The 25137-nt window shown below is 44.2% G+C and carries 24 protein-coding genes and 1 pseudogene; 10 read left to right on the forward strand and 15 right to left on the reverse strand.

The genetic code is table 11. The features are described from left to right. The first annotated feature begins 1 nt into the window (after position 1). Both ACYX4W_RS18720 and ACYX4W_RS18725 read left to right on the forward strand, forming a co-directional pair. Positions 2 to 1315, forward strand: a complete 1314-nt coding sequence (locus ACYX4W_RS18720) for a carbohydrate porin (protein WP_476074187.1) — start codon at positions 2 to 4, stop codon at positions 1313 to 1315. A gap of 161 nt (positions 1316 to 1476) precedes the next feature. Continuing rightward, positions 1477 to 2599: pseudogene (locus tag ACYX4W_RS18725) on the forward strand (alkene reductase). A 196-nt stretch (positions 2600 to 2795) separates the two neighbouring features. On the opposite strand, the gene ACYX4W_RS18730 reads toward ACYX4W_RS18725, so the two are convergent. Continuing rightward, a complete protein-coding gene (locus ACYX4W_RS18730; RefSeq protein ID WP_476074188.1) occupies positions 2796 to 3242 on the reverse strand; it encodes an SRPBCC family protein in 447 nt (148 codons plus the stop codon). Between the two features lie 201 nt (positions 3243 to 3443). After that, positions 3444 to 5255, reverse strand: coding sequence for a trans-sulfuration enzyme family protein (locus tag ACYX4W_RS18735; RefSeq protein WP_476074189.1), 1812 nt, complete (start codon positions 5253 to 5255; stop codon positions 3444 to 3446). A 176-nt stretch (positions 5256 to 5431) separates the two neighbouring features. Between ACYX4W_RS18735 and ACYX4W_RS18740 the strand changes: the two genes are divergently transcribed. Beyond that, on the forward strand, positions 5432 to 6403 hold the full coding sequence (locus ACYX4W_RS18740) for a D-2-hydroxyacid dehydrogenase (protein WP_476074190.1): 972 nt from the start codon (positions 5432 to 5434) through the stop codon (positions 6401 to 6403). Positions 6404 to 6556: 153 nt separating this feature from the next. Here ACYX4W_RS18740 and ACYX4W_RS18745 read toward each other — a convergent pair whose 3' ends face one another. The 4 genes from ACYX4W_RS18745 to ACYX4W_RS18760 all read right to left on the reverse strand — a co-directional run bounded on the left by ACYX4W_RS18745 (position 6557) and on the right by ACYX4W_RS18760 (position 10622). Next, positions 6557 to 7129: a glutathione S-transferase family protein gene (locus ACYX4W_RS18745; protein ID WP_474805219.1), complete on the reverse strand. Its 573-nt coding sequence runs from the start codon at positions 7127 to 7129 to the stop codon at positions 6557 to 6559. A gap of 201 nt (positions 7130 to 7330) precedes the next feature. Continuing rightward, positions 7331 to 7675, reverse strand: a complete 345-nt coding sequence (gene erpA / locus ACYX4W_RS18750; protein ID WP_025256292.1) for an iron-sulfur cluster insertion protein ErpA — start codon at positions 7673 to 7675, stop codon at positions 7331 to 7333. Between the two features lie 239 nt (positions 7676 to 7914). Beyond that, positions 7915 to 9792: a methyl-accepting chemotaxis protein gene (locus ACYX4W_RS18755; protein ID WP_476074191.1), complete on the reverse strand. Its 1878-nt coding sequence runs from the start codon at positions 9790 to 9792 to the stop codon at positions 7915 to 7917. 47 nt (positions 9793 to 9839) lie between these two features. Further along, entirely contained in the window at positions 9840 to 10622 is a 783-nt protein-coding gene (locus tag ACYX4W_RS18760) for a hypothetical protein (protein WP_476074192.1), read from the reverse strand. Between the two features lie 128 nt (positions 10623 to 10750). Between ACYX4W_RS18760 and ACYX4W_RS18765 the strand changes: the two genes are divergently transcribed. After that, the gene (locus ACYX4W_RS18765; RefSeq protein ID WP_474805212.1) at positions 10751 to 11584 is read left to right on the forward strand and encodes a polyphosphate kinase 2 family protein; all 834 of its coding nucleotides are present in this window, start codon (positions 10751 to 10753) and stop codon (positions 11582 to 11584) included. Between the two features lie 31 nt (positions 11585 to 11615). On the opposite strand, the gene minE is transcribed toward ACYX4W_RS18765, so the two are convergent. From minE to ACYX4W_RS18790, 5 genes are all read right to left on the reverse strand, one after another. Beyond that, positions 11616 to 11870 (reverse strand): cell division topological specificity factor MinE, encoded by a 255-nt coding sequence (minE, locus tag ACYX4W_RS18770; RefSeq protein ID WP_118492536.1) that lies wholly within the window; start codon positions 11868 to 11870, stop codon positions 11616 to 11618. Further along, a complete protein-coding gene (minD, locus tag ACYX4W_RS18775; protein ID WP_269916709.1) occupies positions 11870 to 12679 on the reverse strand; it encodes a septum site-determining protein MinD in 810 nt (269 codons plus the stop codon). Before minD ends, minE begins: the two co-directional genes overlap by 1 nt. Positions 12680 to 12709: 30 nt before the next feature. Continuing rightward, complete coding sequence (gene minC, locus ACYX4W_RS18780; RefSeq protein WP_476074193.1) at positions 12710 to 13492, reverse strand: septum site-determining protein MinC; 783 nt, start codon at positions 13490 to 13492, stop codon at positions 12710 to 12712. Positions 13493 to 13841: 349 nt separating this feature from the next. Continuing rightward, positions 13842 to 15209 (reverse strand): class II fumarate hydratase, encoded by a 1368-nt coding sequence (locus ACYX4W_RS18785; protein WP_476074194.1) that lies wholly within the window; start codon positions 15207 to 15209, stop codon positions 13842 to 13844. Between the two features lie 124 nt (positions 15210 to 15333). After that, the gene (locus ACYX4W_RS18790) at positions 15334 to 15666 is read right to left on the reverse strand and encodes a hypothetical protein (protein ID WP_476074195.1); all 333 of its coding nucleotides are present in this window, start codon (positions 15664 to 15666) and stop codon (positions 15334 to 15336) included. A gap of 201 nt (positions 15667 to 15867) precedes the next feature. Here ACYX4W_RS18790 and azu point away from each other — a divergent pair, with 201 nt between their 5' ends. Both azu and ACYX4W_RS18800 read left to right on the forward strand, forming a co-directional pair. Then, positions 15868 to 16317 (forward strand): azurin, encoded by a 450-nt coding sequence (gene azu, locus ACYX4W_RS18795; protein ID WP_476074196.1) that lies wholly within the window; start codon positions 15868 to 15870, stop codon positions 16315 to 16317. Between the two features lie 91 nt (positions 16318 to 16408). Further along, positions 16409 to 17659, forward strand: coding sequence for a putative manganese transporter (locus ACYX4W_RS18800; RefSeq protein ID WP_476074197.1), 1251 nt, complete (start codon positions 16409 to 16411; stop codon positions 17657 to 17659). A 126-nt stretch (positions 17660 to 17785) separates the two neighbouring features. On the opposite strand, the gene ACYX4W_RS18805 is transcribed toward ACYX4W_RS18800, so the two are convergent. Then, positions 17786 to 18493, reverse strand: coding sequence for a DUF6776 family protein (locus tag ACYX4W_RS18805; RefSeq protein WP_476074198.1), 708 nt, complete (start codon positions 18491 to 18493; stop codon positions 17786 to 17788). A gap of 105 nt (positions 18494 to 18598) precedes the next feature. On the opposite strand from ACYX4W_RS18805, the gene ACYX4W_RS18810 reads away from it, so the two are divergent. The 3 genes from ACYX4W_RS18810 to ACYX4W_RS18820 all read left to right on the forward strand — a co-directional run bounded on the left by ACYX4W_RS18810 (position 18599) and on the right by ACYX4W_RS18820 (position 21080). Continuing rightward, positions 18599 to 20275: a chloride channel protein gene (locus tag ACYX4W_RS18810; RefSeq protein ID WP_476074199.1), complete on the forward strand. Its 1677-nt coding sequence runs from the start codon at positions 18599 to 18601 to the stop codon at positions 20273 to 20275. Between the two features lies 1 nt (position 20276). Then, positions 20277 to 20705 carry a CopD family protein gene (locus ACYX4W_RS18815; protein ID WP_476074200.1) on the forward strand — a complete coding sequence of 143 codons (429 nt, stop codon included), beginning with the start codon at positions 20277 to 20279 and terminating at the stop codon, positions 20703 to 20705. Between the two features lie 183 nt (positions 20706 to 20888). Continuing rightward, positions 20889 to 21080 (forward strand): hypothetical protein, encoded by a 192-nt coding sequence (locus ACYX4W_RS18820; protein ID WP_474805194.1) that lies wholly within the window; start codon positions 20889 to 20891, stop codon positions 21078 to 21080. A 31-nt stretch (positions 21081 to 21111) separates the two neighbouring features. On the opposite strand, the gene ACYX4W_RS18825 is transcribed toward ACYX4W_RS18820, so the two are convergent. Further along, positions 21112 to 21810, reverse strand: coding sequence for a UPF0149 family protein (locus tag ACYX4W_RS18825; RefSeq protein WP_476074201.1), 699 nt, complete (start codon positions 21808 to 21810; stop codon positions 21112 to 21114). Positions 21811 to 22062: 252 nt separating this feature from the next. On the opposite strand from ACYX4W_RS18825, the gene ACYX4W_RS18830 reads away from it, so the two are divergent. Then, entirely contained in the window at positions 22063 to 23259 is a 1197-nt protein-coding gene (locus ACYX4W_RS18830) for an Nramp family divalent metal transporter (RefSeq protein ID WP_476074202.1), read from the forward strand. Between the two features lie 49 nt (positions 23260 to 23308). Here ACYX4W_RS18830 and ACYX4W_RS18835 read toward each other — a convergent pair whose 3' ends face one another. Both ACYX4W_RS18835 and ACYX4W_RS18840 read right to left on the reverse strand, forming a co-directional pair. Further along, positions 23309 to 24484, reverse strand: coding sequence for a MalY/PatB family protein (locus tag ACYX4W_RS18835; protein WP_476074203.1), 1176 nt, complete (start codon positions 24482 to 24484; stop codon positions 23309 to 23311). 267 nt (positions 24485 to 24751) lie between these two features. Further along, the gene (locus ACYX4W_RS18840) at positions 24752 to 25129 is read right to left on the reverse strand and encodes a response regulator (protein ID WP_474805186.1); all 378 of its coding nucleotides are present in this window, start codon (positions 25127 to 25129) and stop codon (positions 24752 to 24754) included. Positions 25130 to 25137: the final 8 nt, after the last annotated feature.

The following is a 25137-nucleotide window of genomic DNA, read 5'->3' on the forward strand; positions in this document are numbered from 1 at the left end:
GATGAAAACAACTACAGCTACACGTCGCCTTTCTAGATATAAGAGAGGGTCATACACCACAATACTCGCTGGTACCGTTCTTTTTGCTGCCACCGCGTCAGCATCACAAAGTAAGTTTCAAGAAGCGTTTGACTTTCAAGCAAGTTACACAGGCGAGTCAGCAACCAACATTGACGGTGGTGAGCGCAGAGGTAGTGCCTATGCTGGTCAGCTTTTTGTAGGTGGAGAACTCGACTTAAATACGTTAGCAGGTTGGGATGACACTAAAATTCATATTGCCATGACAAATCGACACGGTAAAAACTTAGCCGAGCACTACATCGGAAACAGCACATCTGTACAAGAGATCTTTGGCGGTCAAAATACCCGTCTTGCACGGTTTACGATTTCTTCCACATTTCTTGATGGCGATTTAGAACTAGAAGGTGGCCGTACTGTAGCGAATATCAGCTTTTTAGGCTCTGAACTTTGCCAGTACTTTCAAACCAATGCTGCCTGTGGGAACCCGACTTTTGTATTTAGAACCAGTAATTTTACTTGGTGGCCGGTTTCGAGTTGGGGTGGCCATGCTAAATACAGGCTTTCACCAAAAACATACTTTCATACCGGCGTGTACGAAGATAATACCAGTCATCAGGACTTAGGCGATCACGGCTTCGATTGGGCGACTAATGAAGCTACTGGCGTTGTTGTTCCGTTCACTCTAGGGTATCAAACTACTTGGGATAATGACGAACTACCAAGAAGATATGAAATTGGCGGTTGGTATGATGGCGCAGACTACACCGATCCTGTCTTTGATGATGAAGGCAACTATGCGGCGCAAACAGGTAATGATTACGCTGTTAGAAACGGTCGCTCGGGTATATTTGCTCGATTTGAACAAACTGTTACTCGCCCTAACCCGCTCACGAAAGAAGGGTTAACGCTTTTCGGCGCCGTGCTAACCGGTACATCTGGCGAATTGATTGAAGACTATTATGTCAAAGCAGGCTTTGTACTAAGAGGTACCATGGCGTCACGTCCTGACGATACTCTGGGCTTCGTGTTTACCCGTCAGCAATACAGTGATGAAGCGCTAGAGGATCAGCGTATATTAAGAGCCATAAACGGCGGGGTTGGTACTCCAGCAAGTAGCCAAACCATGTTAGAACTGAGTTATGGCTATCAACTCAACGACCACGTAAGAATTCAGCCAAACGTTCACTACATCATCAATCCCGACCAATTCGCAGAGCGCGACAGAGTAATGGCACTTGATGATGCTATTGTTCTAGGCCTACGGTTCGACGTCAACCTAGCAGCTTTACTGTAAAGTTTTTCTCCCTGCAATACACTCAATAGCGCCTTCGGGCGCTCTTTTATAAATCCAACTCCCCGCTATTCCTGTATTCAATACTTATCTTCTGGCGTTTATAGCGCTAACAAGCGTAACGCTTCATCAACAAACTCTTCTTCGTTGAATAAGGAATACGAATGACAGACTCAGTACTTTTCAGTCTCGTTCGATTGGGCAGGTAACACATTGCAAAATCGCATGGTATTAGCACCTATGACAAGAGGTAGAGCGGGCGCCGATCGCATACCCAATAAAATTATGGGCGATCACTATGTTCAGCGTGCAGATGCAGGGCTTATTATCACTGAAGCGACGACCATATCAGAGGAAGGCATTGGTTGGGTTGATACTCCTGGAATTTATACTGACGAGATGGTTGAAGGCTGGCGCTCAATCGTAGACCGCGTTCATGAAGCGGGTGGAAAAATCGTACTTCAACTCTGGCACACCGGGCGCGCATCTCACAGCGACTTTCACAACGGTAATTTACCTCTTTCAGCATCTGCTATCAAAATTGAAGGCGATGAGATTCACACGCCTAAAGGCAAAAAGCCCTACGAAGTGCCTAAAGCCATGACGTTTGATGATATAAAGCGCACTGTTGAAGACTTCAAGAAGGCAGCTATTAACGCCAAAGCTGCAGGGTTTGATGGCGTGGAAGTCCATGCGGCAAATGGCTACCTTATAAACCAATTCTTAGATAGCCGTAGCAACCAACGTAACGATAATTACGGTGGCAGTCTAGACAACCGATATCGATTCTTAAGCGAGGTGATGGACGCAGTATTGAGCGTATGGGAAAAAGAGCATGTCGGTGTAAGGTTGTCGCCAAACGGCGCGTTTAACGATATGGGTGCCGATGATTTTCGTGAAACTTTTACTTATGTAGCCCAACAGCTAAATAAATTAAAAATAGGCTATTTACATGTAATGGATGGCTTAGCATTCGGGTTTCATGAGCGTGGTGAAGCCATGACGTTAGCAGAATTCAGGGCCCTTTTTGACGGTATGTTGATGGGGAATTGTGGCTATACAAAAGAAGAAGCGGAAAAGCGATTATCTGACGGTGATGGAGACATGATTGCTTTTGGAAGACCTTGGATCACAAACCCGGATCTACCTACTCGCTTCAAGCACGGTTATCCGTTAGCTTCGTTTGACGATCCGTCTGCATGGTACGGGGGAGGTGAAGAAGGCTATAACGACTTTGACACTTACCGAGAAAAAAGCGGAAAAGACGCGATGACGTCGCTAACCTAAATTAGCTAAGGGCAGAGCAAGCCGCTCTGCCCTTGCCTTGCGCCCACTGAATTTTAATCAAACAGTTTGTATCAAACACTGTGCCCCATGTATACGCGTCGCTCTTAATACTATACCTGATCTATACCTGATCTATGCCTAAACTAGGCTTAAACTAGGCCTAACTTGCAGAAAGCTGGTGACTGCAGAAAAATGGTTAATTAAACGATTTCGTCCTAGCTGCTAACACGGCAAGTTTTTCCAAGCACGACATCCACGCGAAGTTGTGCTGATCGCACTCTTGCTTGTTTAAAAAGCCCTGTTGAATAAGAACTAGCCTTACGTTGTCTTCTTCGGTGTTTTCGAAGTGAATGTCCACCGATGTCATTACCGACTCTTCCATGTCATCTTCCCACGCCCAGGAAAACGACAGCTGCTCATTCGCTAAAATGGTCACGTATTCACCGGTCAATGACATTTCTATACCGCTGGGATCCATCATTTTTATCCGATAACGTCCGCCCTCTTTGAAGTCACTCATAATTTGTGTAACTGAACAATCGCCTGGTGCAAACCACTCTGAGAGATACTCAGGTTCGTGAAATGCTGTAAAAATAAAGGGCAATGATGCATCTAGCGTTACATCAATTTTAAACTCGTGCATAAAGCCGCCTTAGTTATTTTATGAAGGTAAGGGTTTTAGTGTCTTTTCACTTTATAGCAAAGAGAATCGCTCATCATCACTAATAAGCTTTGCCAAAAATAAAAAATCCCGAGCCCGCGTAAGGAAAGGCCCGGGAGAAGGAGAACATCCTCAATATGTTTTATCGACAGTTCAAGACAAATTCTTGAACTAAAAGTGCACCTAAGCCCCTTTCATCAGTGAATCCATACTGGCCTTGCTGCCAAAATGCTGTGAGCTTACTCTCTCACTTACTGATAAATACAAGTTATCAATGTCGGCGTTTGCCATAAACTTCTCACAAAAACCAGGCGCATGAGGTTCGATAAAATGCTTGGCGGCCAACATGAAATGAGCAATAAGCTGCTTAACATTGTCTGTACCCATTGCAATGCGCATAGTCGTTAATTCTATTCCGGCTTTTTTCTGTTCGTCGCCACTGAGCTCTGAATGAGACGTCAGCGCAGGACACAAAATTATTGTATTGTTTTGACCTATGCTTACTTGGTGGCTAAAGGCCGGCTCTAGGGCATCGAAAAAGCGCACAAACACGTCGCGAGGTAAATTCGCGGGCGCCATGTCTACAGTGAATAAGGTACAAGGCCAGCCGTGCGTATGCTGCTTCTCGCGCAAACCTGCATTGCTGTGTTCAGGCAACGCATGACAGTTAACGCGAATTTGGTCGTGGGCATTTAGGAATGAGGTAAAGACTTGAGTATTGATAACCTTAGTCATCATGCGCTGTTCCAAGGTCTTCATACCGTTTAATACATCAAACGCCTTTTCAGAATCTAGGAATGCACCTTTGATGTAGTACACATCCCAGAACATGGTTTCGGACCAGTCTACCCCGTTTACTGAGCTGCCTTTTGGCTGGAACATGCGATGTCCCTCGCCTATCACAACGCCCGCTGTGGTTGCGCCACTACCACACAGATCTTTGGTGTAGCTGTGGATGACATAATCGGGACGTGAGGCTTTGTTTTTATGCTGTAGCGGTTGGTGCAACACAGGCGTAGCAAGCGTAGAGTCCAACATAACTAACGCATTTTGTGCGTGTGCTAACTCACATATTCCGGGTACGTCCAGTACGTAACCATGTGGGTTGCATGGCGACTCTAGATACACATGCATTTTGGCGCCATTGTCTAAACGTGAGGCATGCTCGGCCTTTGTTTGCTGCATAAATGACGCAAAGCTTTGTGCGTCATAGCCATCAAACCATGCAATTTGAATATCCATACGGTTGCTGCGAGCGAAGTAATCATGAAGCAGCTGATACACCCCACCATATACGTTTCTAGAAACAATGAGCACATCGCCATGACTCAGCACGTTCGATAAACAGGCATCAATTGCCGCCATGCCCGAATTAAAATTCCACGCCAAGTATTCAGCGGCGTAAGGGCCCGCTTCCATATCTACAATTGCGTTGGCAAGGGAGATGTTGGTAGGGTTTAATAATCGCGAATAAATTTGATGGGTAAACTCTTTTCCTTGAAAAGCATCGTCTACCCATTCAGTACAGGCATACACATAGGTTGCTGTTCTTACCACCACGGGTGTAGCTGAAAAAAGTGCAGTGACATTGTCGAACAGCGGATAGTGCCCTTGTGAGCCGTTGCCGCTCGACAAGCTTTGGTATGTGGCTCGAAACGGGTTTTGCAGCGTATCTAATATCTTAGCAATTTGAAAAGACAAAAACTTTTTGGCATTGAAGTAGGCAAGTCTGTCTTCTTTATCAAGTTCTTGCAACGTGTTGCTAGTAATATCCCAAAGCTGCATAACGCTGGCCTGAGCACCGTACAAGTGATGAGCCGTATTGGCGAGTGCCTTGCCATAGTCGCTTTCGGCGCTTATGCCGAAATGTGAAAGTTGCTCTTCAACTAAAGCCTGCGATGTTGAGGCTTGGGTCGTGTTACGCTTAGGTGATAGCACTTTAGCGTGCATTACATCAACATCTATTGAATTTTGGAATTTGTTTTCTGACTGCATAGCGATTCCGTTGCAATTTAACTTCAGGTGTAAATACATAACACCGACAATGTTTACAAAAATGTAAAACTTAAATCACATTTTTAGAACAACCAGCTTGACGATAATGCATTCAGGCAGAGGAAAGAAAAGTTTACTTTAGGAGTGTTAGGCCAATGACAGCAAGGAGTTCGAAGGTGATTGAACTTACTATTTTAAGCAATGAAGCTAACGATATTGCAGATGCACTTCGAGAAAAAATAGCAGATAACGATAGCTTTATCGGGGCCGATGGCTGCCCACTTATAACGCTTAAACAAATAACTACGCGTTCAGAAGATGTAGATACCAAAGACGTCAGCGTGATGCTCGCAGACCCTGATCTCGCTTCTAATATCATCCACAGCTGTGCAGCGATTACTTGGTGTCAATCAACGTGGGCGGGCAATGCCCCGCTGCTGAATGCGAATAAATCAGACTACACACTTACTGGGCTAAAAGGAATTTTCGGTAAGTTAATGCGGGAATACGTTTTTGCCTATTTACTGGAGCATGCTAGAAATACAAAAGCGTTTGAACAAAATCAGCGCGCCGCCCAGCCGAAGTGGGAGGCATCAAAACGGGTACCTTTAAATGGTCAAACGCTGGGTATAGTCGGACTTGGCAGTATAGGGCAAGCACTAATTCCGGTTGCTCACGCCTTCGGCATGCAGGTTGTAGGTCTAACGAGAAGCGGGAAAGAAGTGGAAGGCGCTAATGCTGTTTACACTCCTGACGACATCGACGGGTTTGCCAGTGCATGTGATCACGTCGTGAATTTAATGCCAGATACTCCCACAACGCAAAACTTGCTATCTCACGGCTTTTTTAATGCACTTAAACCTCATAGTGTCTTCATTAACGCGGGTAGAGGCAGTGCAGTTGACGACGATGCGCTTTTGCAAGCTTTAGACAAAGGCGCTTTGGCGCATGCAGTATTGGACGTATTTCGCAGCGAGCCCCTCGACCCCGTTCACCCGTTTTGGCAGCACCCTAATATTTCAGTGACTGCTCACACGGCCGCAGAATCTCAACCTAGCGATGTGGCAGATGTGTTTTTAGACAATGCGCTGCGCTATATCAAAGGCGAACCGCTTAAATACCAGTTTAATTTTGATAAGGGCTATTAATTGTTTAGTAGCCCTTATTTTAGCACCCCTTTCTATAGCACATTCAAAAACTTGGTTGAGCGTAGCTATAGAGTGGTGATTGTAAGTTAGGACAACCTTACCTATTTATACCTAATTTACCTACATTTACCTGGCCATGATATCTGACTAAATTTAACTACGCGGGTCAGTTGCGGTTACTTCAATTCTGTCATGGTGCTTTTCATGGAACGCTAACAATTGTGGGTAGTCTTTCATGCTGTGTAATTCGCGGAAAAGCACCCAGTCGATCATGCTATACAAACAGATTTCCGGGTAAGTCCACCCACTAAAGCCACCCGCATCGAGTTGTTCTGACAACGCATCCAATACTGCTTCAATCCGCTCATTTTGAAGTCGGTAATACATTTTATCTTCGCTAATATCAAAATCTGAACGCTTTAGAAGCATAAGCTGAACAAATGAATCGTTAGCGGCGTCAATTAATGTTAGCTGATTCTCTTCTTCCCAACTTAACCCATCATGATCAAGCTTATCGGCAAGATAACTATAGATAATGCGAGAATCGAATATCATTTGCCCATCGTCTTCAAGGCAAGGTACTTTTAAGGTTGGGTTGCGCGAAGCAAGCAGTTCGCGATCTTCACCTGAAAAGATTTGAAGATTTAAAAATTCGTGTTCTGTAGACGCTAATACAATGCGAATGCGGCGTACATAGGGAGAAGTAGTAGAGCCATATAATTTCATAAACGCTGTCCTAAACTATGGTCGTTTGTTGAAATCAGTGTAGCCAGAATTTGAAATTAAAAGGAAGTATTGTAAGTAGAACAACCGACAGGCATACAAAATGATGCGATGTATGCCTATCGCTTAAACTGCAAATGGTTATAAATGCAGACTTTCGTGTTTTAAGCGCTCAGCGTTTAGCTCGCTTTTAAACGAACTTACTTAAACGCTAAAGCTTGCGCCACAGCCACAGGTAGTCGTGGCATTAGGGTTTTGAACTAAAAAGCGTGACCCTTCAAGGCCATCCACGTAATCAACTATTCCACCTACTAGATATTGTAGGCTCATTGGGTCGACAACCATAGTTACTGTGTCTTTCTCAATAGTCATATCGCCTTCGTTCACCTTCTCATCGAATGTGAAACCATATTGAAAGCCCGAACAACCACCACCTGTTACGTATACACGTAATTTCAAATCAGGATTTTCTTCTTCTGAAACAAGGGCTTTCACTTTCGCTGCTGCAGCGTCTGAAAACTCAATTGGCAACGCCGTTTCTACAGACATACCCACCTCTACAATAATCTCGTGCTAACGCACTTTCTGCTTGCTCGCAATTATCTAATACTTGCGGATAGTTAGCAATTATTGGGGCAAAACTTAACGATTCAACCACAGCCATGAGTTAACAATCAAACCATGAGATAAAAATTAAGCCATGTGATAGCACTTGAACCAACTAGTAACACCTGAATTAACTCTAGTAGCTCTCGAACTATCCAAACAACGACTGTGGCTAACCTGCATTAAAGCGTAAATTTACTGATAGTGTTATCCAACGCTTTCGCCTCTTCATCAAGCTCATTGACCAAACTATAGCTTCTTTCCATACTGCGAGATGTTTCCTCTGCGGTTTGCGAAATGACAGAAATATTTTCGCTGATCTCACCGGTAGCCGCAGATTGCTCCCGTGTTGCTGAAGCTACATGGGTATTAGCTTCGGTTAACTTGCTTACCTCGGCCGATATGTTTGAGAGAGCCTGCACACAGGTTGATAAGAACTCAGACGTGGCTTGTGTACTTTCGTTACCTCGCAAGATATCAGCTACAGTGTCCGACGTGCGCTTGTTTAGTTCATCCATAAGCTGGCTAATTTCTGTCGTAGACTCGTTTGTTCTACTTGCGAGGTTCCTAACCTCGTCGGCGACTACAGCGAAACCTCTGCCCTGCTCCCCTGCTCTAGCCGCTTCAATCGCTGCATTTAACGCAAGTAAATTGGTCTGCTCAGAAATGCCTCTAATCTCATCTAAAATAGAAGAAATAGAATTAATACTGCTAGAGAGCTCGTTAACTGAGTTGACCGACTTTGTCATGACACCGCTAAGCTCACTCATGTTTTGCATAGCCTTGTCTATTGTATTGGCACTAGCGCTGACGTTTTCTTCGGTAGTATTAGCGACTTCAGATGCGCCCTGAGCACTGTTTGATATTTCACGTACGGTCAAGTCCATTTCTTCAATTGCTGCAGCTACCGAGTTGGTGCTGTCGGTTTGTCTTGAAGAGTAGCTTTGGGAAAGCTCTATTTGTTCGTAAACTTGGGCAGCTATGCCCTTTACGTGCTGCGCGCTTTCTGAAACTTGGATGAACATGGCATGGAGCTTTTCCAAAAATAAATCTATTTGAGCAGATAAAGCGCCAACCTCGTTATCTTCACTGATATTCAAGCGAGCAGTAAGGTCACCATCCCGTTCGTTTAACGAAGTAACAGCGGCGGTAATAGTATCAATAGGTGCAAAAATCTTGTTCGACAAGAATCTCATTCCCACCAAACCTAGCGCTATGATAACAAGCGCAATGAGTATGTTAGTTAAAACAGCCGTGTTAATGGCTCCGTAAAGCTCACCGGTTGGAACTTCTGTAACTAAATACCAATCCAAGGAATTCAGTTTTACTGCAAGTCGTGTTACATCACTGCCAGACACTTCTAGTTCACTGGGATTGTTCACAAATGCACTTGCATTCAACTTTTCGCCACGCTTTGACATGTTTGGGTGCAAAGCAATACTACCGGCGTCGTCAACTAGATAAACAATGCCACTCTCAGCAACTTTATAGGAAGCTATCAGCTTAGACATTGCATCTAACGATAAACCCACGCCTGCCAGTGCTACGCGCTCACCTTCAATTTTTATCGCATAGTTAATAAACGCCGAAGCAACACCGTTCGATTTGTTGATATCAATAGCTATTTCAAAAGGCTGGCTACTATTAATAAAGGTTTGAAACCAAGCGTCGCCTTGAGGTGTGATCTGGCGATCTATACCATCATGGGTATAGTAATTATCAGAATTTCCTGACACAACATAAGCACTAATGGCATTACTTTCTCGCTTTATTTCTGCAAGGTGGCTGGTGAGTACGTTAACGCCTTCTGAAGGCTCACCATTTTGCATCCAACGCTTTATGTACATATTATTAGCCAATGAACGGCTTGGGAGTATTGTACTCTGCAAATCTAGTTCAACAGCATTCTTGACCTCTTCAAGGGCGGTAGGTAGGTCTGATGTCTCTACCTTATTAGTAAGAAAAGTTAAAATAGACGTTGCAAATACGGCCGTGGTAATAACCACAGGTACAATAAGCGCGGAAATTAACGCAATGAAAAGCAGACGCTTTAATTGCATATTATTTACTCCAAATTAATTGAATAACTATCAACACTAAGTGTGGCTTAAAAACGCCATACTGCCAGCGCTTGAACAACGCTGTCTTCTTCTTGCGTTCCTAGCTTATTGTTCCAATACTGATACTCTACCCCTAGAAACAACCTGTCCTTCACATTGAAGAAAGCCTGACCAGCGTCCCATCGCGCTTGGATTTGAGCCAATACCCACGACTCGACTACAGCGCCAGGTATTTCAGACGTTCTTTCATCGATGTACTCTGCATGTCCTTCAATATAAAATTGCTGTGAATAAAGACTTAGGGGGTATCGCCAAGCAATATCAACCATCCAGCTGTCGTCTTCTTTAGGTGCTCCACCAGCACTGAGCCCCTCGCTATCATCTAAATATGCGGTGACAAGCACATTCAAAAACTGGAAGCCTTCAACGTCGAGATGAAATTGAATGCCTGGTAGATATTTTAAAACGTCTGACTCTGGCGCCATATTTACGCCCATGACAAAACTGATGTCGCTTAGAAGGCCGCTGTAATTAGCATCAAATAGAGCTTTAGAGCTGAAAGTGGGGTACCACTCTGCATATAGTTCATCACCGGCAGAAGTGCTTGAATAGTCAGCAAAAAAGAAGTTTCCTCCATACTCCCACCCGCTGGCGTGCTGGAATGTAAAAATTGTCGTAGTAAGTTCAGTACCCGAGGCCTCGGCAAAAGGCTGATTGAGCTTCCCGTGCTGGATATGAAGCTCGTTTTCACTCCACGTTGCACTACGGGTATTAAAAGAAAAAAGAAAAATTGCCGTCAAAAGAACCAACGAATAAACGTTGAACTGCATACTAATATCCTGTTAGCGTAATTTGACAGGTAAGTGTAGACGCTCTTTTCAATTCTGCATGTAATTTCTAAAAAATTAATAATTCGCGGTTAACATTCTGATATCTATCTGAAATATAGGTTATTTATATGAGCTCTTCTCATTCAAAAACTTCCGTTACCTTGTTTGACGATTTCGGTCGTTCTCGATTTAGTGAGAAAGAAGAATACAAAAATCAGTTAAGTGCATGCCAAGAATCTCTTTTTCATGTTCAGCAGTCCTACTATCACCAAAAAAGACGCGCGCTTATCGTTTTTGAAGGTTGGGATGCGTCAGGCAAAGGTGGTGTTATACGACGTATCACAGAAAAGTTAGATCCTCGCTCCGTAAACGTGTGTCCAGTAGCTGCACCAACAAAGGAAGAGCGTGAAAAACACTTTCTTTATCGTTTTTGGAAACAGATCCCTTCACCTGGAAAGCTCACAATTTTTGACCGTTCCCACTATGGACGAGTGCTGGTAGAGCGTGTTGACGGGCTAACCCCGGCCACAGACTGGCAGCGTAGTTATAAAGAGATAAACGAATTTGAAAAAACGCTTAGCGATAATGGAGTTCGCATCATAAAGTTGTTTATGCATATCTCTGCCGACGAGCAGCGCGAAAGGTTTGAAGAGCGCTTACACAACCCTTTTAAGCGTTGGAAGCTCACTGAAGAGGATTTACATAATCGTCGCATGCGCGAACATTACGTTGAAGCTATCAACGATATGTTCGAGAAGACTCATACCGATTACGCCCCATGGCATATTATAAATGGAGAGTACAAGTGGCAGGCGAGAGTTGACGTACTTGAGACCCTCGTTCAAGCATTAAGTGAAGGGGTAGATATTACCCCTCCCCCTTTAGATGAGAAGCTCATTGCTATGGCTTCAAAACAACTAGACGTTAATGAGGAAAAGCTAAGAAGCACCGATAAAGAATAATCTATTACTATTTTCTATCGGTTATTACCAACTAGTTTTCCGGAAGCGTTACGTTTAGCTCTAGTACGCTGCATTCGTCATTATTATCAAGCTGAACTGATACCTGATCATCTGCGATAGAAACGTATTTTCTAATCACTTGAATGATCTCTTGCTGCATCATGGGCAAGTAGTCAGGCTCGGTACGCTTTTTACGTTCATGTGCAACGATAATTTGTAACCGCTCTTTAGCTACAGCGGCAGTGCTCGGCTTTTGCTTCTTTTTGAGCAGGTCGAAAATTCCCATTACTTCCCTCCTAGAAGACGCTTAAAGAACCCTTTCTTTTCTGCTTCAAGGAAACGATGTGGAACAGTTTCGCCTAGCAGACGTTTAACGGCGTCAGCATAAGCTTGTCCTGCATTAGCCTCTTCGTCAAGAATAACCGGCTGCCCTTGGTTAGACGCTTTAAGCACTGATTCTGATTCTGGAATTACCCCCAAAAGTGGAATAGCCAAAATTTCTTCCACATCGGCAACACTCAACATTTCCGCACTTTCTACACGCATTGGGTTGTAGCGAGTAAGAAGCAGATGCTCTTTAACCGGTTCGCCTTTTTCTGCGCGCATCGATTTGCTTTGTAAAATACCTAAAATACGATCTGAGTCACGTACCGACGATACTTCCGGATTGGTTACTACAATGGCTTCATCAGCAAAATAAAGCGCCATTTGAGCACCTTGTTCGATACCTGCTGGCGAATCACAAATGATATACTCGAAGTCTTTCTTAAGCTCATCTAATACTGCTTGTACACCCTCTACAGTGAGTGCATCTTTATCGCGAGTTTGAGAAGCGGGAAGGATGAAAAGATTTTCTGTTCTTTTATCTTTAATTAGCGCTTGTTTTAGTGACGCTTCTTTGTTGATAACGTTAACAAAATCGTAAACAACGCGGCGCTCACAACCCATGATAAGGTCAAGGTTTCGCAAGCCTACATCGAAATCTATCACTACCGTTTTATGACCTGCTAACGCAAGCCCCGTACTTATTGCTGCACTCGATGTAGTTTTACCTACACCACCTTTTCCTGAGGTTACTACGATAATCTTTGCCATCTATTCTTTCCTATTAGTGCGTACAAAGCATTAAGCTAACGGCTCTATACGTAATGTTTCTTCTTCTAAATACACTTGTGCAGGCTTCTTCCAGCACTCACCCTTCACGGTGTCGTGCATAATGAATTGCCCAGCAATTGAAATGAGTTCTGCGTCTAATGACTGACAAAATACACGAGCCCCTGTGTTGCCTTTAACGCCAGCTAACGCGCGTCCGCGCAACGTACCGTAAACATGAATGTTGCCATCAGCCAAAAGCTCAGCACCTTCGCTCACTGACGCAGTTACTACTAAGTCACAGCCTTCAGCATAAACTTGCTGACCAGAACGTACAGGACGATTGACAACTTTAGCAGGCTTAAGTGCTGGGACTGCTGTAGGAGCAGGCTCGCTTTTAGGAGGCTCGGCAGATGCTTGCGGCTGGCGCTCGTTGCTATGAGCTTTGTCGCTGCCGCTTTCAGTGCCGTTATTAGCGCTCTCTTTTTGTGAGCGAAGCGCGCTGTCTGTAAATTTGCTTTGGCTTACATCTGCTAATCCCAAATCATTAATGGTCGGTTTCAGCTCTACCACTTCACCTTTCACTGCCATAGGCTGCAATTGCAAACGACGGCAAATGGCCACTAGCAGTTCGAACTCGGTAGCAGACAAAGGCTTTATCAAATGCAAAATCAGTGAGGAACGGGTAAAGAACTGCGGCGCGCTCGCAACTTTCTTAGATAGCTGAGCTTCGAAGTTATCTGGCTCAAAATCTATTACTTCTAACACAATACTGGTGAGCGTAGTGCCCTTCATGCGAAAGCAAGTTTCTGTCATTTTTTCATCCCGAAAAGGCGTTACTTTTTTCCTAGCAATTCGCCATCAAAATAAGTAAAACCTATTAGCGCTAATGTCTGTCGCTGTCTTACGCAGCTATACAAATAATTTATAACATCACTGTACCAAAATTCCTGTTCACATACAGCAACTCTATACCGGTTAAAACAGGTTTTACCTAAGCTTTTTAGCTAGGAACGTGCCAACCATCGAATAGTTTTTAGGCAAGCAGGCGCTGTGCGATTTTTTTACCCAATTTCCTCTGAGTCAAACCACAAAAAAGTGCGATGGTAAATCGCACTTCTTTCAGTCCACATCTGTTTCTAGACCTTTTTTAAGCGCTTTACAGCTAAGTGAGTTTTCTAGGGTCTAGTAGGGCTTCCAGCTCATCCCGGGAGATATCTGTCATTGCTTCAGCCACATCGATAACAGGCTTATTCTCCTTATACGCTGCCTTGGCAATTTCCGCAGCTTTTGCATAGCCAATGACAGGGTTAAGCGCGGTGACGAGAACAGGGTTTCTGTAAAGTGGCGCTTCAATGTTATTTTGGTTGACCGTGAATCCTTCAATTGCTTGTTCGCCAATAAGCGTCGCACTGTTGGTCATTAGCGACAAGCTTGATAACAAATTGCTGGCAATCATAGGCAGCATGACGTTGAGCTCAAAGTTTCCAGACTGCCCGCCTACGGTAATTGCCGCGTCGTTACCTATCACCTGTGCTGAAGCCATTGCCACCGCTTCAGGAATAACTGGGTTAACCTTGCCTGGCATAATCGATGATCCAGGCTGTAACGCAGGCAATGCTATTTCACCCAAACCTGCTAGCGGACCGGAATTCATCCAACGCAGGTCGTTAGCAATCTTCATAAGTGTTACAGCCAGGCTTTTCGTCGCACCTGAAAGCGTTACTGCAGTGTCTTGAGAGCCAATTAGCGCGAAGAAATTATCTGCTGGTTTAAACGCGATATCGGTCAGTTCTCCTAGCGTATCTGAAAATGTTGTTGCAAAGTCAGCATGGGCGTTTACACCCGTACCCACTGCCGTACCTCCCTGAGCAAGGGTTTGGATAGCAGGTTGCACAGCACGAAGATTTTTTAACTGCTGCTTAAGCTGAGATGCCCAAGCTAGTAGACTTTGATCCATTCTTACTGGCATCGCATCCATAAGGTGAGTGCGCCCGGTTTTACAATATTGCGCGACAGACTTTGCTTTCGTTTCAATAATGCTAACCAAACCTTCCACAGCAGGCACTAGCTCATTTGATAAGGCAATAGCCGCGCTTACGTGAATGGTTGTTGGTATTACATCATTTGAACTTTGCCCGTAATTTACATGATCGTTCGGGTGAACCTCTTCGCTTGAATAACCAGATGCCAAACGGGCTACTACTTCGTTGGCATTCATGTTTGTGCTGGTACCGGACCCCGTCTGAAAGACATCTACCGGAAAGTGCTGCATAACATCGTCAAGGGCTAACAGTTCATCGCAGGCTTTAACTATCGCCAAACCGCGATCGCTATCTAGTGCTTTCAGCTTCATATTTGCTTGCGCTGCGGCTTTTTTCACAGTGAGCAACGCGCGTATAAAAGCTTCAGGCATGCGCTGCCCACTGACCGGAAAGTTTTGAATAGCACGTTGAGTTTGTGCGCCGTAAAGTGCATCTTCAGGCACTTGTAACTCACCCATGCTGTCGCGTTCTGTGCGTGTTGCTGTCATAACTCGTATCCTTGTGTTGATGTAACTGAATTTTTGGCGTGTTTATCACGCTGTCATCAAAGGTCTACTCGGGCTACTAAGTGCAAACTAAGAGTACTGAGTAGGTATCTCCCTCGCTAGCCGCTCATAAAAAATGGGGGACTAGCACATGCATATTTATTTTTAATCTTGCAAGCGTAATTCGATCACTCTCATTACAGGCGTAACGCTCAGCGTTAAGTAAAGGCTTGTATAAGTGGTCTAAACAGGCATAACGCCACTCTTTACAGACTAGCGGGTCACAAATGACTTCATACAGCAATTCGACTGCATTTTTATAAATCGTAAATTTGTCGCTTTTCTGTGGTAGTACACTAGCAATGCAGGCCACACTGTCTAGATAGTTAACCAATACATTCAGTTCACCACCGTTGTGTCCAAAACGAATTTGTTTACGTGTATTTCGTATCGATGACATTAGCTTTTTCGTTTATCAAGAGTGCATCAAAAAATAACGCGGTGAATAGGCAAGAACTATTGATAGCAAACTCACCTTAAAAACTCAAATGATAATTATTAGCATTTAACATGATCCAGTGCTATGCTTTTTCGTATTGAAAATGGAATCTTCTAATTCCACCGAAAGGTGCGGTTAATCTATATTCAAAGGATATTATTCATGATGAAGAAACTACTTGGCGGCACAGCCCTTTTCATTTTAGCTTCCAGTGCATTTGCTAACGAATGTGAGACTACTGTGGAATCAAATGACGCGATGCAGTTCAATACAAAAAACATAACGATTCCTGCAAACTGCAGCGAATTTACCGTAACGCTTAAGCATACTGGTCAACTCCCGAAGCAATCTATGGGTCATAACTGGGTAATGACCACCAAGGCCAATGGGCAAGCGGTAGCAACAGATGGCATGAGTGCTGGACTCGATAATGACTACATTAAGCCTGGTGACGAACGTGTAATTGGCGCTACAGAGATTATTGGTGGTGGCGAACAAACCTCTACTACGTTTTCTGTTGAAGGTCTAAGCAAAGACGAAGAATACATGTTCTTCTGCTCATTCCCCGGTCATATCGGAATTATGCAAGGCACGGTTACCCTTTCTAGCTAAGCGAATGCAATTTGCCGATAGGCAAACGGAAGGCGCACTTTCAATTGTGCGCCTTCAAAATAGTGTTCAGTAATTTAAGAGTGAAGTGGTAATGGATACAGCGCCCCAAACATCGAAAAGTTCAAGAACGTTGGAGCGCGATAAGTCTCGACCACATCTTCTAAGTGGCTTTACTCAAGCTTTCATTAAAAGCACTCTTTACCCGCTGTTAGCTAATAAGCGACTGTTGATGCCGCTTTTAGTTTTAATCCCACTTACTCATAGCAGTACCCATTTTGTAACGCTTTCAGTTTTATCAGACGCATACTTCCAAGTAGCAGCATTTGTTTATGCATCGCTTGCACTTTATTACTTGACCACATTGCGGGTCTCAGCCGATGCTATTGGCAACTATATGAAAACCCACCCCGTCCACGAGGTAGGCCTTTCGGCACTGCTTGGTGCTTTACCCGGCTGTGGTGGCGCAATTATTGTGGTAACGCAGTACACACGAGGTGTTACCAGTTTTGGAGCCGTGGTAGCGGTATTAACCAGCACCATGGGAGATGCGGCGTTTCTATTACTAGCCCAAGCACCATTAGATGCGTTAACGGTAATGGCAGTAAGTGTTATCGTAGGCGCTGCAACGGGATTAGTGGTTAGTAAATTCCATAATTATCGAGCACCTGAAACTGTTGATTCTAACCAAGAGCCCCTGAACACAGATAAACCGAAAGCACTAAGCCATAAAGCCGCTTCACTATCTACAGCATTCTGGATGATTATGAGCTTACCGTCGCTAGCAGTTGCCTTGGCTCTGGCGTTTCAACTCCCCGTTCACAGTTACTTGGCTATCAGTGAGAATACGCTAACACTAATTGGCGCTTCTTTATGTATAGCAAGTTTGGTGCTTTGGTCACTATGTGGTTCTGGAAGCGGATACGCTTCAGTCACCAAAGAAGACGTCATTCCGCCCCCGCCTAAGTGGCAGGAAAAAGCCGCATTAGATACGCAATTTGTATTGGCATGGGTGATACTCGCATTTTTGATTTTCGAGCTTTCTGTTGTCTGGTTTGGACTAGACATAGCGGGAATGCTTAAAGCTATGGGACCGGGCTTGGTCGGCTTGGCTATTGTTATAGGTTTTTTACCCGGCTGCGGCCCTCAAATATTGGTCACCAGTTTGTATTTAAATGGCGCAGTCCCTTTTTCAGCTCAGTTAGGCAACGCGATTAGTAACGATGGCGATGCCTTGTTTCCCGCTATCGCGCTTTCACCAAAGGCAGCCCTTATCGCTACTGTCTACTCTGCCATTCCAGCTTTTCTTGTAGGCTATGGCTACTGGTACCTGTTTGAATATTAACAAGATCATGCCCTAGAAATTATTAAGCTTTTACTTACCAAAACCATGGGCGTGAATAAATCAATATGTGTGGAAAACCTAAGTATACCTAGCTATGTGCTTAGCTAAACTATGGTTGTTAGAGACTTACTCTACATCAACTGAAAGCGCTTCGCTCCATGAGACACTAACCTCATAGTTGCCCTTGCGGGTTTTATATTGATAAACCCGTGTAGTAAAATCGATAGATTCTACATCTATATCCTCTTCGATATTAAGCGTTACGTTAACCGCTTGGAAAAAACGAAAACGATACTTAACGTCTTCAGCAAGTAGGCTTGAACTGCCAGATTCTAGCCTAACAGGCTTTCCATCTCTTTTGCCTACAATAGCAATATCTAAGTTGCCATTTATCACTGCTTTTCTCTGTTTAGATTGCAGTAAGACTAACCTGAGCTGATATGATGTATCGCTTAATTTAAAGATCTCTACCCCTTCAATAGCAAAGCCTTCATCGGTTTTCTCGGGCGCCATAACACGCTCATAGAAGCTTAACAGCTCTTGTTGTGCTTCTAGCTCTTTCTTCTGTTCACTTAACGTTTTTGCGATATTTTCAGACTCGAGTGTGGCAAGTTCCACGGCTACTTCAAGCTGGTTTACTTTCGTCGTTAGCGCATTATTCTCTTTTGACAAAATAGCAATAGTTTCCTTTTGAGCCTGCACTTTCTTGCTGTCGCCTTCGTCAATAATTCGCGCCAGCTTGAAACCGAATCCAATCATGACGAACATGATAAGCGCGACCATCAAGGTCCATTTATAGTTGCCTAATAATTCTTTTAATTGGTCTGTCGTCATAATTTCTTCAGTAAAAAACCACAAAAACGCTAACGCGTTCTAAATATTATGAATTTTAAGTGTTTATGGTAAGCTGCTAGCTACGTTAATCTACTGTACCACAACATGCGCTTGCAGGCTTTAAGAGAGGAGTTAGCTCATCCACGCACTACTATTCAGTTGTGCATGCTGGGCATTGTAGGGGGAACCTGCGCGGCGCTTATTATCATACTGTTTCGACTATGCGTTGAATGGCTTCAAGAAACAGGGGTATCGTCGCTTAAGTCAGTTCTTGCTTACGACTGGTTAGTGTGGCTTATCATGCCGCTTATTAGTGTTGGCTTAATACTATTCATTGCTTTTCTCACTGGCTTCAAACACTACCGCTTGGGTATTCCTTTCGTTATTCACCGGGTAAAATACTATTACGGTCATATTCCGTTTCGAACGACCATCAATCAGTTCTTTGGCGGTATGCTAGCGCTTGCTGGAGGCTTCGTCGTAGGAAGAGAAGGTCCTTCTGTTCATATGGGAGCATCGGGCAGTAGTTTTCTTGGGCAATGGCTTCGTCTGCCCTATAACAGTATTAGAATTCTTGCAGGCTGTGGCATTGCTGCGGGCATTTCTGCATCGTTTAATACCCCTTTCGCTGCCGTTATCTTTGTAATGGAAGTGGTGCTGCGAGAATACAAAATCCATATATTTGTACCTATCATGCTGGCCGCAGCCTGTGGCTCTGTGCTTACCCGTATTGTATTTGGAGAGGTCAACGAACTTTCGTTCTTATCTTTCAATGCCTTTAGCCAGTGGATGTATTTCTATTTAGTACTGTTAGGCATTTTACTGGGTATGTTGGCTGTGCTTTTTAATAGCCAACTTATGCGTGTTATGACCTGGTTCCGACCGGTTTCTATGGTGTGGCGTTTAATACTTGCAGCGCTAATTACCGGTACTATAGGTATGTTCATACCTGAGGCACTTGGGGCGAATTTTATCGATGTAGAGCACTTATTCGATAGTTCACCTGGCGCGCTATTGTTGGTATCTACCCTTGTGTTTAAGGTTATCTTAGCGGTATTTGCTATCGGCCTTGGTATTCCTGGAGGGATCATAGGCCCGGTGATGGTTATCGGTATGCTCGCTGGTGCCGTGCTTTTATTGCCGCTATCCTACTTTATCAACGTGCCTGAGTTCACTAACAGCTTCGCATTGCTTGGTATTGCGGGTATGTTGACGGCGGTATTACACGCGCCTCTCGCTGCACTATCTGCGGTTATGGAGCTTTCTTATAGCCCTCAAATCATTCTGCCAGCCATGCTGGTGATAGTACCTGCTTACGTAACTTCAACGCAGTTTTTCGGCAACCGCTCTATTTTTATACGTCAGCTTGACTATCAGAATCTACCATACGCCATTTCATCTATCCGAGAGGCTCTTGAAAAGACCGGTGTACTGGCAGCAATGAATACAGATTATAAGCTTTTTCACGATGCTCCAGAACAAGCGCTAATTAACTATTTAGAAGGCGATCCGACAAAAATTGTCATTCAGAAATCAAAATTTGAAATAGATGTGCAGTATAAACTGGTCCAATACAATGTAAGTTTGGAACACGATGCCTCCGCGTTAAACTATTATGAAATGGAAGGCATCAGCGCGCAGTCTACGCTGCACGAAGTATACGAACATCTTAAAAATTCGCGCTCTGGCGCAGTTTATATTTACGATCAGGAGCTTAACGATATCATTGGCGTAGTAACCTGGAATATTTTGCAAAGCTTCTTACAAAAGGCACACTACTAATATGTACATTTTATGGTTTAAGGCACTGCACATCTTTTTCATGCTGGCGTGGATGGCAGGGCTTTTCTATTTACCACGACTTTTTGTTTATCACGCCACGACTAAGTCTCAAATAGTTAAAGATGAATTTAAAGTTATGGAGCGCCGATTGTGGCTCTTCGTTACTCCATTCGCCTTATTAACTCTGGCATTCGGCGTTGCGCTTATTGTCAGCTATGGTGGCACCTGGTTTAAAATGTCAGGATGGCTTCACATAAAATTGCTGCTGCTATTTGCTATTTACGCTTACCACTTCTATTTGTTTAAGTTGATGAAGCAGTTCGCACGAGATGAAAATAGGCACACTCCCCGCTTCTATCGCTTTTTGAATGAAGCCCCAGTGTTAATTATTCTCGCAGTTGTATGTCTAGCTGTAGTTAAACCCTTCTAGGGCTTAACTACACGCAGACATCCATAGACAGTAAGGAAGTCAGTACTCAAGGAATTCGTACTACAGTGTGATGCAAAAAAGTTTTTGAATCTTTATGTAGAGAGTGTTGTAGACATCACACATAGCCGCCCGAGAGTCACGATATATCGGGTTTATTGAATTGTTTTTATCGGAATGTTTACCATGGATGACAGTAATCAACACCTCAAACACCTACTACAACAGACGGATATTGCGTTTAAGGCGCTAATGAGAGAGCCAGCCTCTATACTGTTAAATGAGCAATACGAGAAGGCGAAACTTGAGCTAGATAGCTACACGGCTTCGCTAAAACACACGTTAAATCAACGTCACCAACAGCAACGGCAGCGTTAACCAGCTACGGTGAGACCGATTATATTAAGCCTTAAGTAACTTTGTTAAAGGTTTCGAATTGATTGGGTAGTGCTTGCGCCAGCTCTCCGGATAACTTTGTGTAATCTGCGAGTACCGATGGCAACTGCTTAACAAGCATGTGTATATTACTTTCAAGCTGTGCAACTTGCGTTTCGTTTCTGTAGGACAAAGCTAATTCTATATTGGCAAGCGTTGAAAAAAGTTTTAAACAACGGGACAACCTCGCCTCCGCAGGTTCAGCTAGTTTATCCTCTTCTAGTTTATTCTTGTCGTCACTTGTATTCTGTGCAGAGCGCTTATCAAGATGGTTCCAAGCATTTTGCCACACTGGCTCTAACTGCTTATGTACTTGTAAAAGCCCGTTCAGCCAGCTTTCTAGCTCATTTGAAGGCCTCATCACTCCTTTCACTTCTATCGCTTCGGTGAGTTCAATAGATAAAGGTGATTTACTCTGGCGCATTAAATCTAAATGGGAGCGCAAGCCGTTCATCAGGGTATCTGCAAGCTTATCGACATCTTTATCTACTAGCTTGCTATCACTAGATTGAATGAGCCAAGGCATCCATTGTTCGGGCATGGGGATTTCTGGTGCGGCGGCAACCGCAAAGATCATCCCATCAACCTGATAAGCATTCGGAAGTACATTTTTGAAATTGGGATGCGAAACAATATCGCTGATGATGTGTACTGGAAACCCGTCTTTCATCATTACCTTCCTTTTTTAATTTGCGTTCTCTTTCTCGAAACGGTAGTCTGCGCGGCCACTTTGCAGAGGGCGTGTTTTCTGACCTTATACTTCTCCCACATAGTTGGGGTTAGGCACGCAGAAAAAATAAGTCCTTTGCACTGGGTACGCGACAATAGGTTTAAAACCAATCTGTTACTGTATTGGTTTAGCGGTACTGTTGCGTGCTCGCCCACCTATTGTCATGATAGCAAAACTTAACTAAGAGTCGTTGCAATGGCAAAAGATAAATCAGGATATATCATCGCGGCCGCCTTCATTGGCCCTGGAACAGTAACCACAGCAAGCTTGGCGGGTGCAAACTTTGGTTTTCACTTGGTATGGGCGCTACTTTTTTCCATTTTTGCAACCATAGTATTGCAAGACATGGCGGCACGTCTTGGTGTTGCAAGTGGTCAAGGCTTGGCAAGCGCAATGAAAAACATGGCGTATAAGCCATGGCTTAAAAACGCCTTCATTGTACTCATCGTTAGCGCTATTGGCATCGGTAACGCAGCCTATGAATCGGGCAACCTAACCGGCGCTGCAATCGGTCTAGACGCGTTTATCAATTTAGGCATTGGTCAGTGGGCCAGCATATTGGGCACTATCGCAATTGTGTTGCTATGGTCAGGCAGCTACAAGTGGATAGAGACAGTATTGGTTTACCTTGTCTTTATCATGGCGGGTGTATTTTTAGTGACGTTGCTCGTAGCCAAGCCTGATATTGCTGCTATGTTTAGCCAGTTTACTTCACCGCGACTAGACGCAGATGCTATTACCACTGTGCTAGCCCTTATAGGTACAACCATTGTGCCATACAACTTATTCCTTCACGCCAGCCTAGTTGCCAAATCATCAAAAGGACAGGATAAAAATGACGCCGTAATAGCCTGTCGAAACCAGTCGGCTAGAGCAATTAGCATGGGTGGACTTATTACGCTAATTGTTATGGCCACAGCTATGATGGCGTTCTTCAACCAAGCAGCCACTATGGACGCGTCTAACATGGGCGAGCAGCTAAAACCGGTTTTAGGTGACAAAGCACAGTGGTTCTTTGCATTAGGTTTGTTCGCGGCCGGTTTAACCAGCGCCATTACCGCGCCTTTAGCCGCCGCTTATGCCGTAACTGGCGCGCTAGGACTATCTGATGATATGCAAAGTAAAAGCTTTAAAGCTGTTTGGTTCATTATCATTGTAGTTGGGGTAAGTGTTGCAGCACTTGGCTTTAAGCCTCTACCCGCTATTTTGTTTGCCCAGGCAACAAATGCCTTACTGCTACCTATTATCGCAATATTTTTGCTGGTCGTTATGAATAAAAGCACAGCGCTGGGTGAGTTTAGAAACACGTGGAAAAGTAATCTCGCAGGCTTTGTGGTAGTAGGCACAGTGATTGGTTTAGGCCTATATAAACTGATCGGTGTTTTCAGCTAACATCTTTGAGGTGTGGGGTCAGAGTCCTGACTCTGACCCCACAGTTTTTTTAGCTGGCGAGGCGTTGGAGTATGTCTTGAAGCATGGATTTGCTGCAGCCAAAATTGATTCTGAAATGATCCGCTTTGTGGAAATCAATACCCGGAGATGGGCCAACGCCCTTCTCTTCCGCCCATTCCTGTACGTTTTCTACGCCAAGCCCGCTGGCGTCTACCCACGCAAGAAACGTCGCATCGGCTTTTAGCATTTTAAGCCCGTCAATACTGTTGATGGTGTTAAACACCATGTCTCTGTTTTCACGTAAGTAGCTAAGCTGCTGCTGATGCCAATCGTCACACTGAGTAAATGCAGCTTCTGTTGCCGCTAAGCCTAATACGGTTACCCACGGCACTATGCCTGCTGCGGCATTAGTAAATGCCTGACGCAGTTGGCGATTAGGAATAATGGCAAAAGACGTACCTAACCCCGCAATATTGAATGTTTTACTGGCAGCCATAAGCGTTACGCTATTTTCAGCAAGATTAGCCTCGCGGCCTGCCGGGATATGCTGCTTCCCGTCTTCTAAAATAAGGTCACAGTGTATTTCATCAGAGCAAAGCTTAACATTGTTCGCATTACAGATTTCGGCAATGCGGTCCAGCTCCGCTTTTGAAAGTACCGAACCTACAGGGTTCATTGGGTTACAAAGAATAAACAGCTTGCACTTAGGATCCGCAGCTTCTTTTTCTAACGCGTCAAAGTCCAGTGTATAGCGCGCTCCGTTGACTTCACTGATACTATCTAAACGTTCACCGTTCGCGCTTTCTACAACCGTACCTATATCTACTCGCTCTAGGCCGTTTAGCTTTGGCGCCGCCAGCAGTGGCGGGTAATTAGGCGTTTGAATAAGCACTTTATCGCCGGGGTCACAATACGCTTTGCACGCTACGTTGAACGCAGGTACAACTCCTGGTGTCCACACTAGCCACTCGGGCTGGATTTCCCAATTATGCTTATCTTTAAGCCATCGTACTACAGCCTGAATAGCACCAGCGTGATGGGCAGGCAGTATATACCCCATATTGCCATGTTCAACTTGACCAGAGATGGCATCTAAGATTGGCTGAGCACATCGAAACTCGGTATCAGCCACCCAAGCAGGAATGATGTCTTTTCCTTTGTACTTTTGCCATTTGAATGAAAACGTATCTTTTCTAGAAGGGGTATTATCGAATAAGGCGCTCACATTACATCCTGTTGCTCAAAAACTTATGACACCAGTGTAGAATTTTAGCGCCTCATAAACTAGGGGCTTAAGATGAATTAACTCAGATTTGCTATATCGAAATGTACTTTTATAGAGGTAAAGTTTAGGCGCTAGATGAGCAATGGCAAGGTGGACTCTTCCATTTCATACCCGGCTACGGTGAAAGCCTGTTTACTTTCGTTATTGTGTGTTCGTTATTAAGTGGTCGCGTCAGTGAAACCGTACCATGTCAAAAAAGCTTTAAGGCTAACTTGCTTGTGTGACTGCTTCTTTCGACTTTTGAACCAGCTCTTCCATATTCAGGGGTTTAGCTAAAAAGCCTGATACTTGAAGTTTACGTGCTTCAATAACGAGCTCTTTGTTAGGGTCGGCAGTAATAAGCAAAAAAGGGACGTCCAAACCAGACGACTGACAAGTTTTTAAAAGGCTAAGCCCGTCATAATCCGGCATTACTTGGTCGCTTATGATCAAGCTTATAGTGTCGGAAGTTTGTTGCAGCAAGAAATCTCTTGCAAATTTACTACGCGTAAATGGAAAAACAGTAGCGTCTAACTGCGTCTCTAAGGCATCAGTAATAAGGTCTAGCGTAATAGGATCATCTTCAACAACGGCTACAGAAAACACTATCCTTC

Source organism: Alteromonas sp. ABH4_454 (assembly GCF_056311775.1).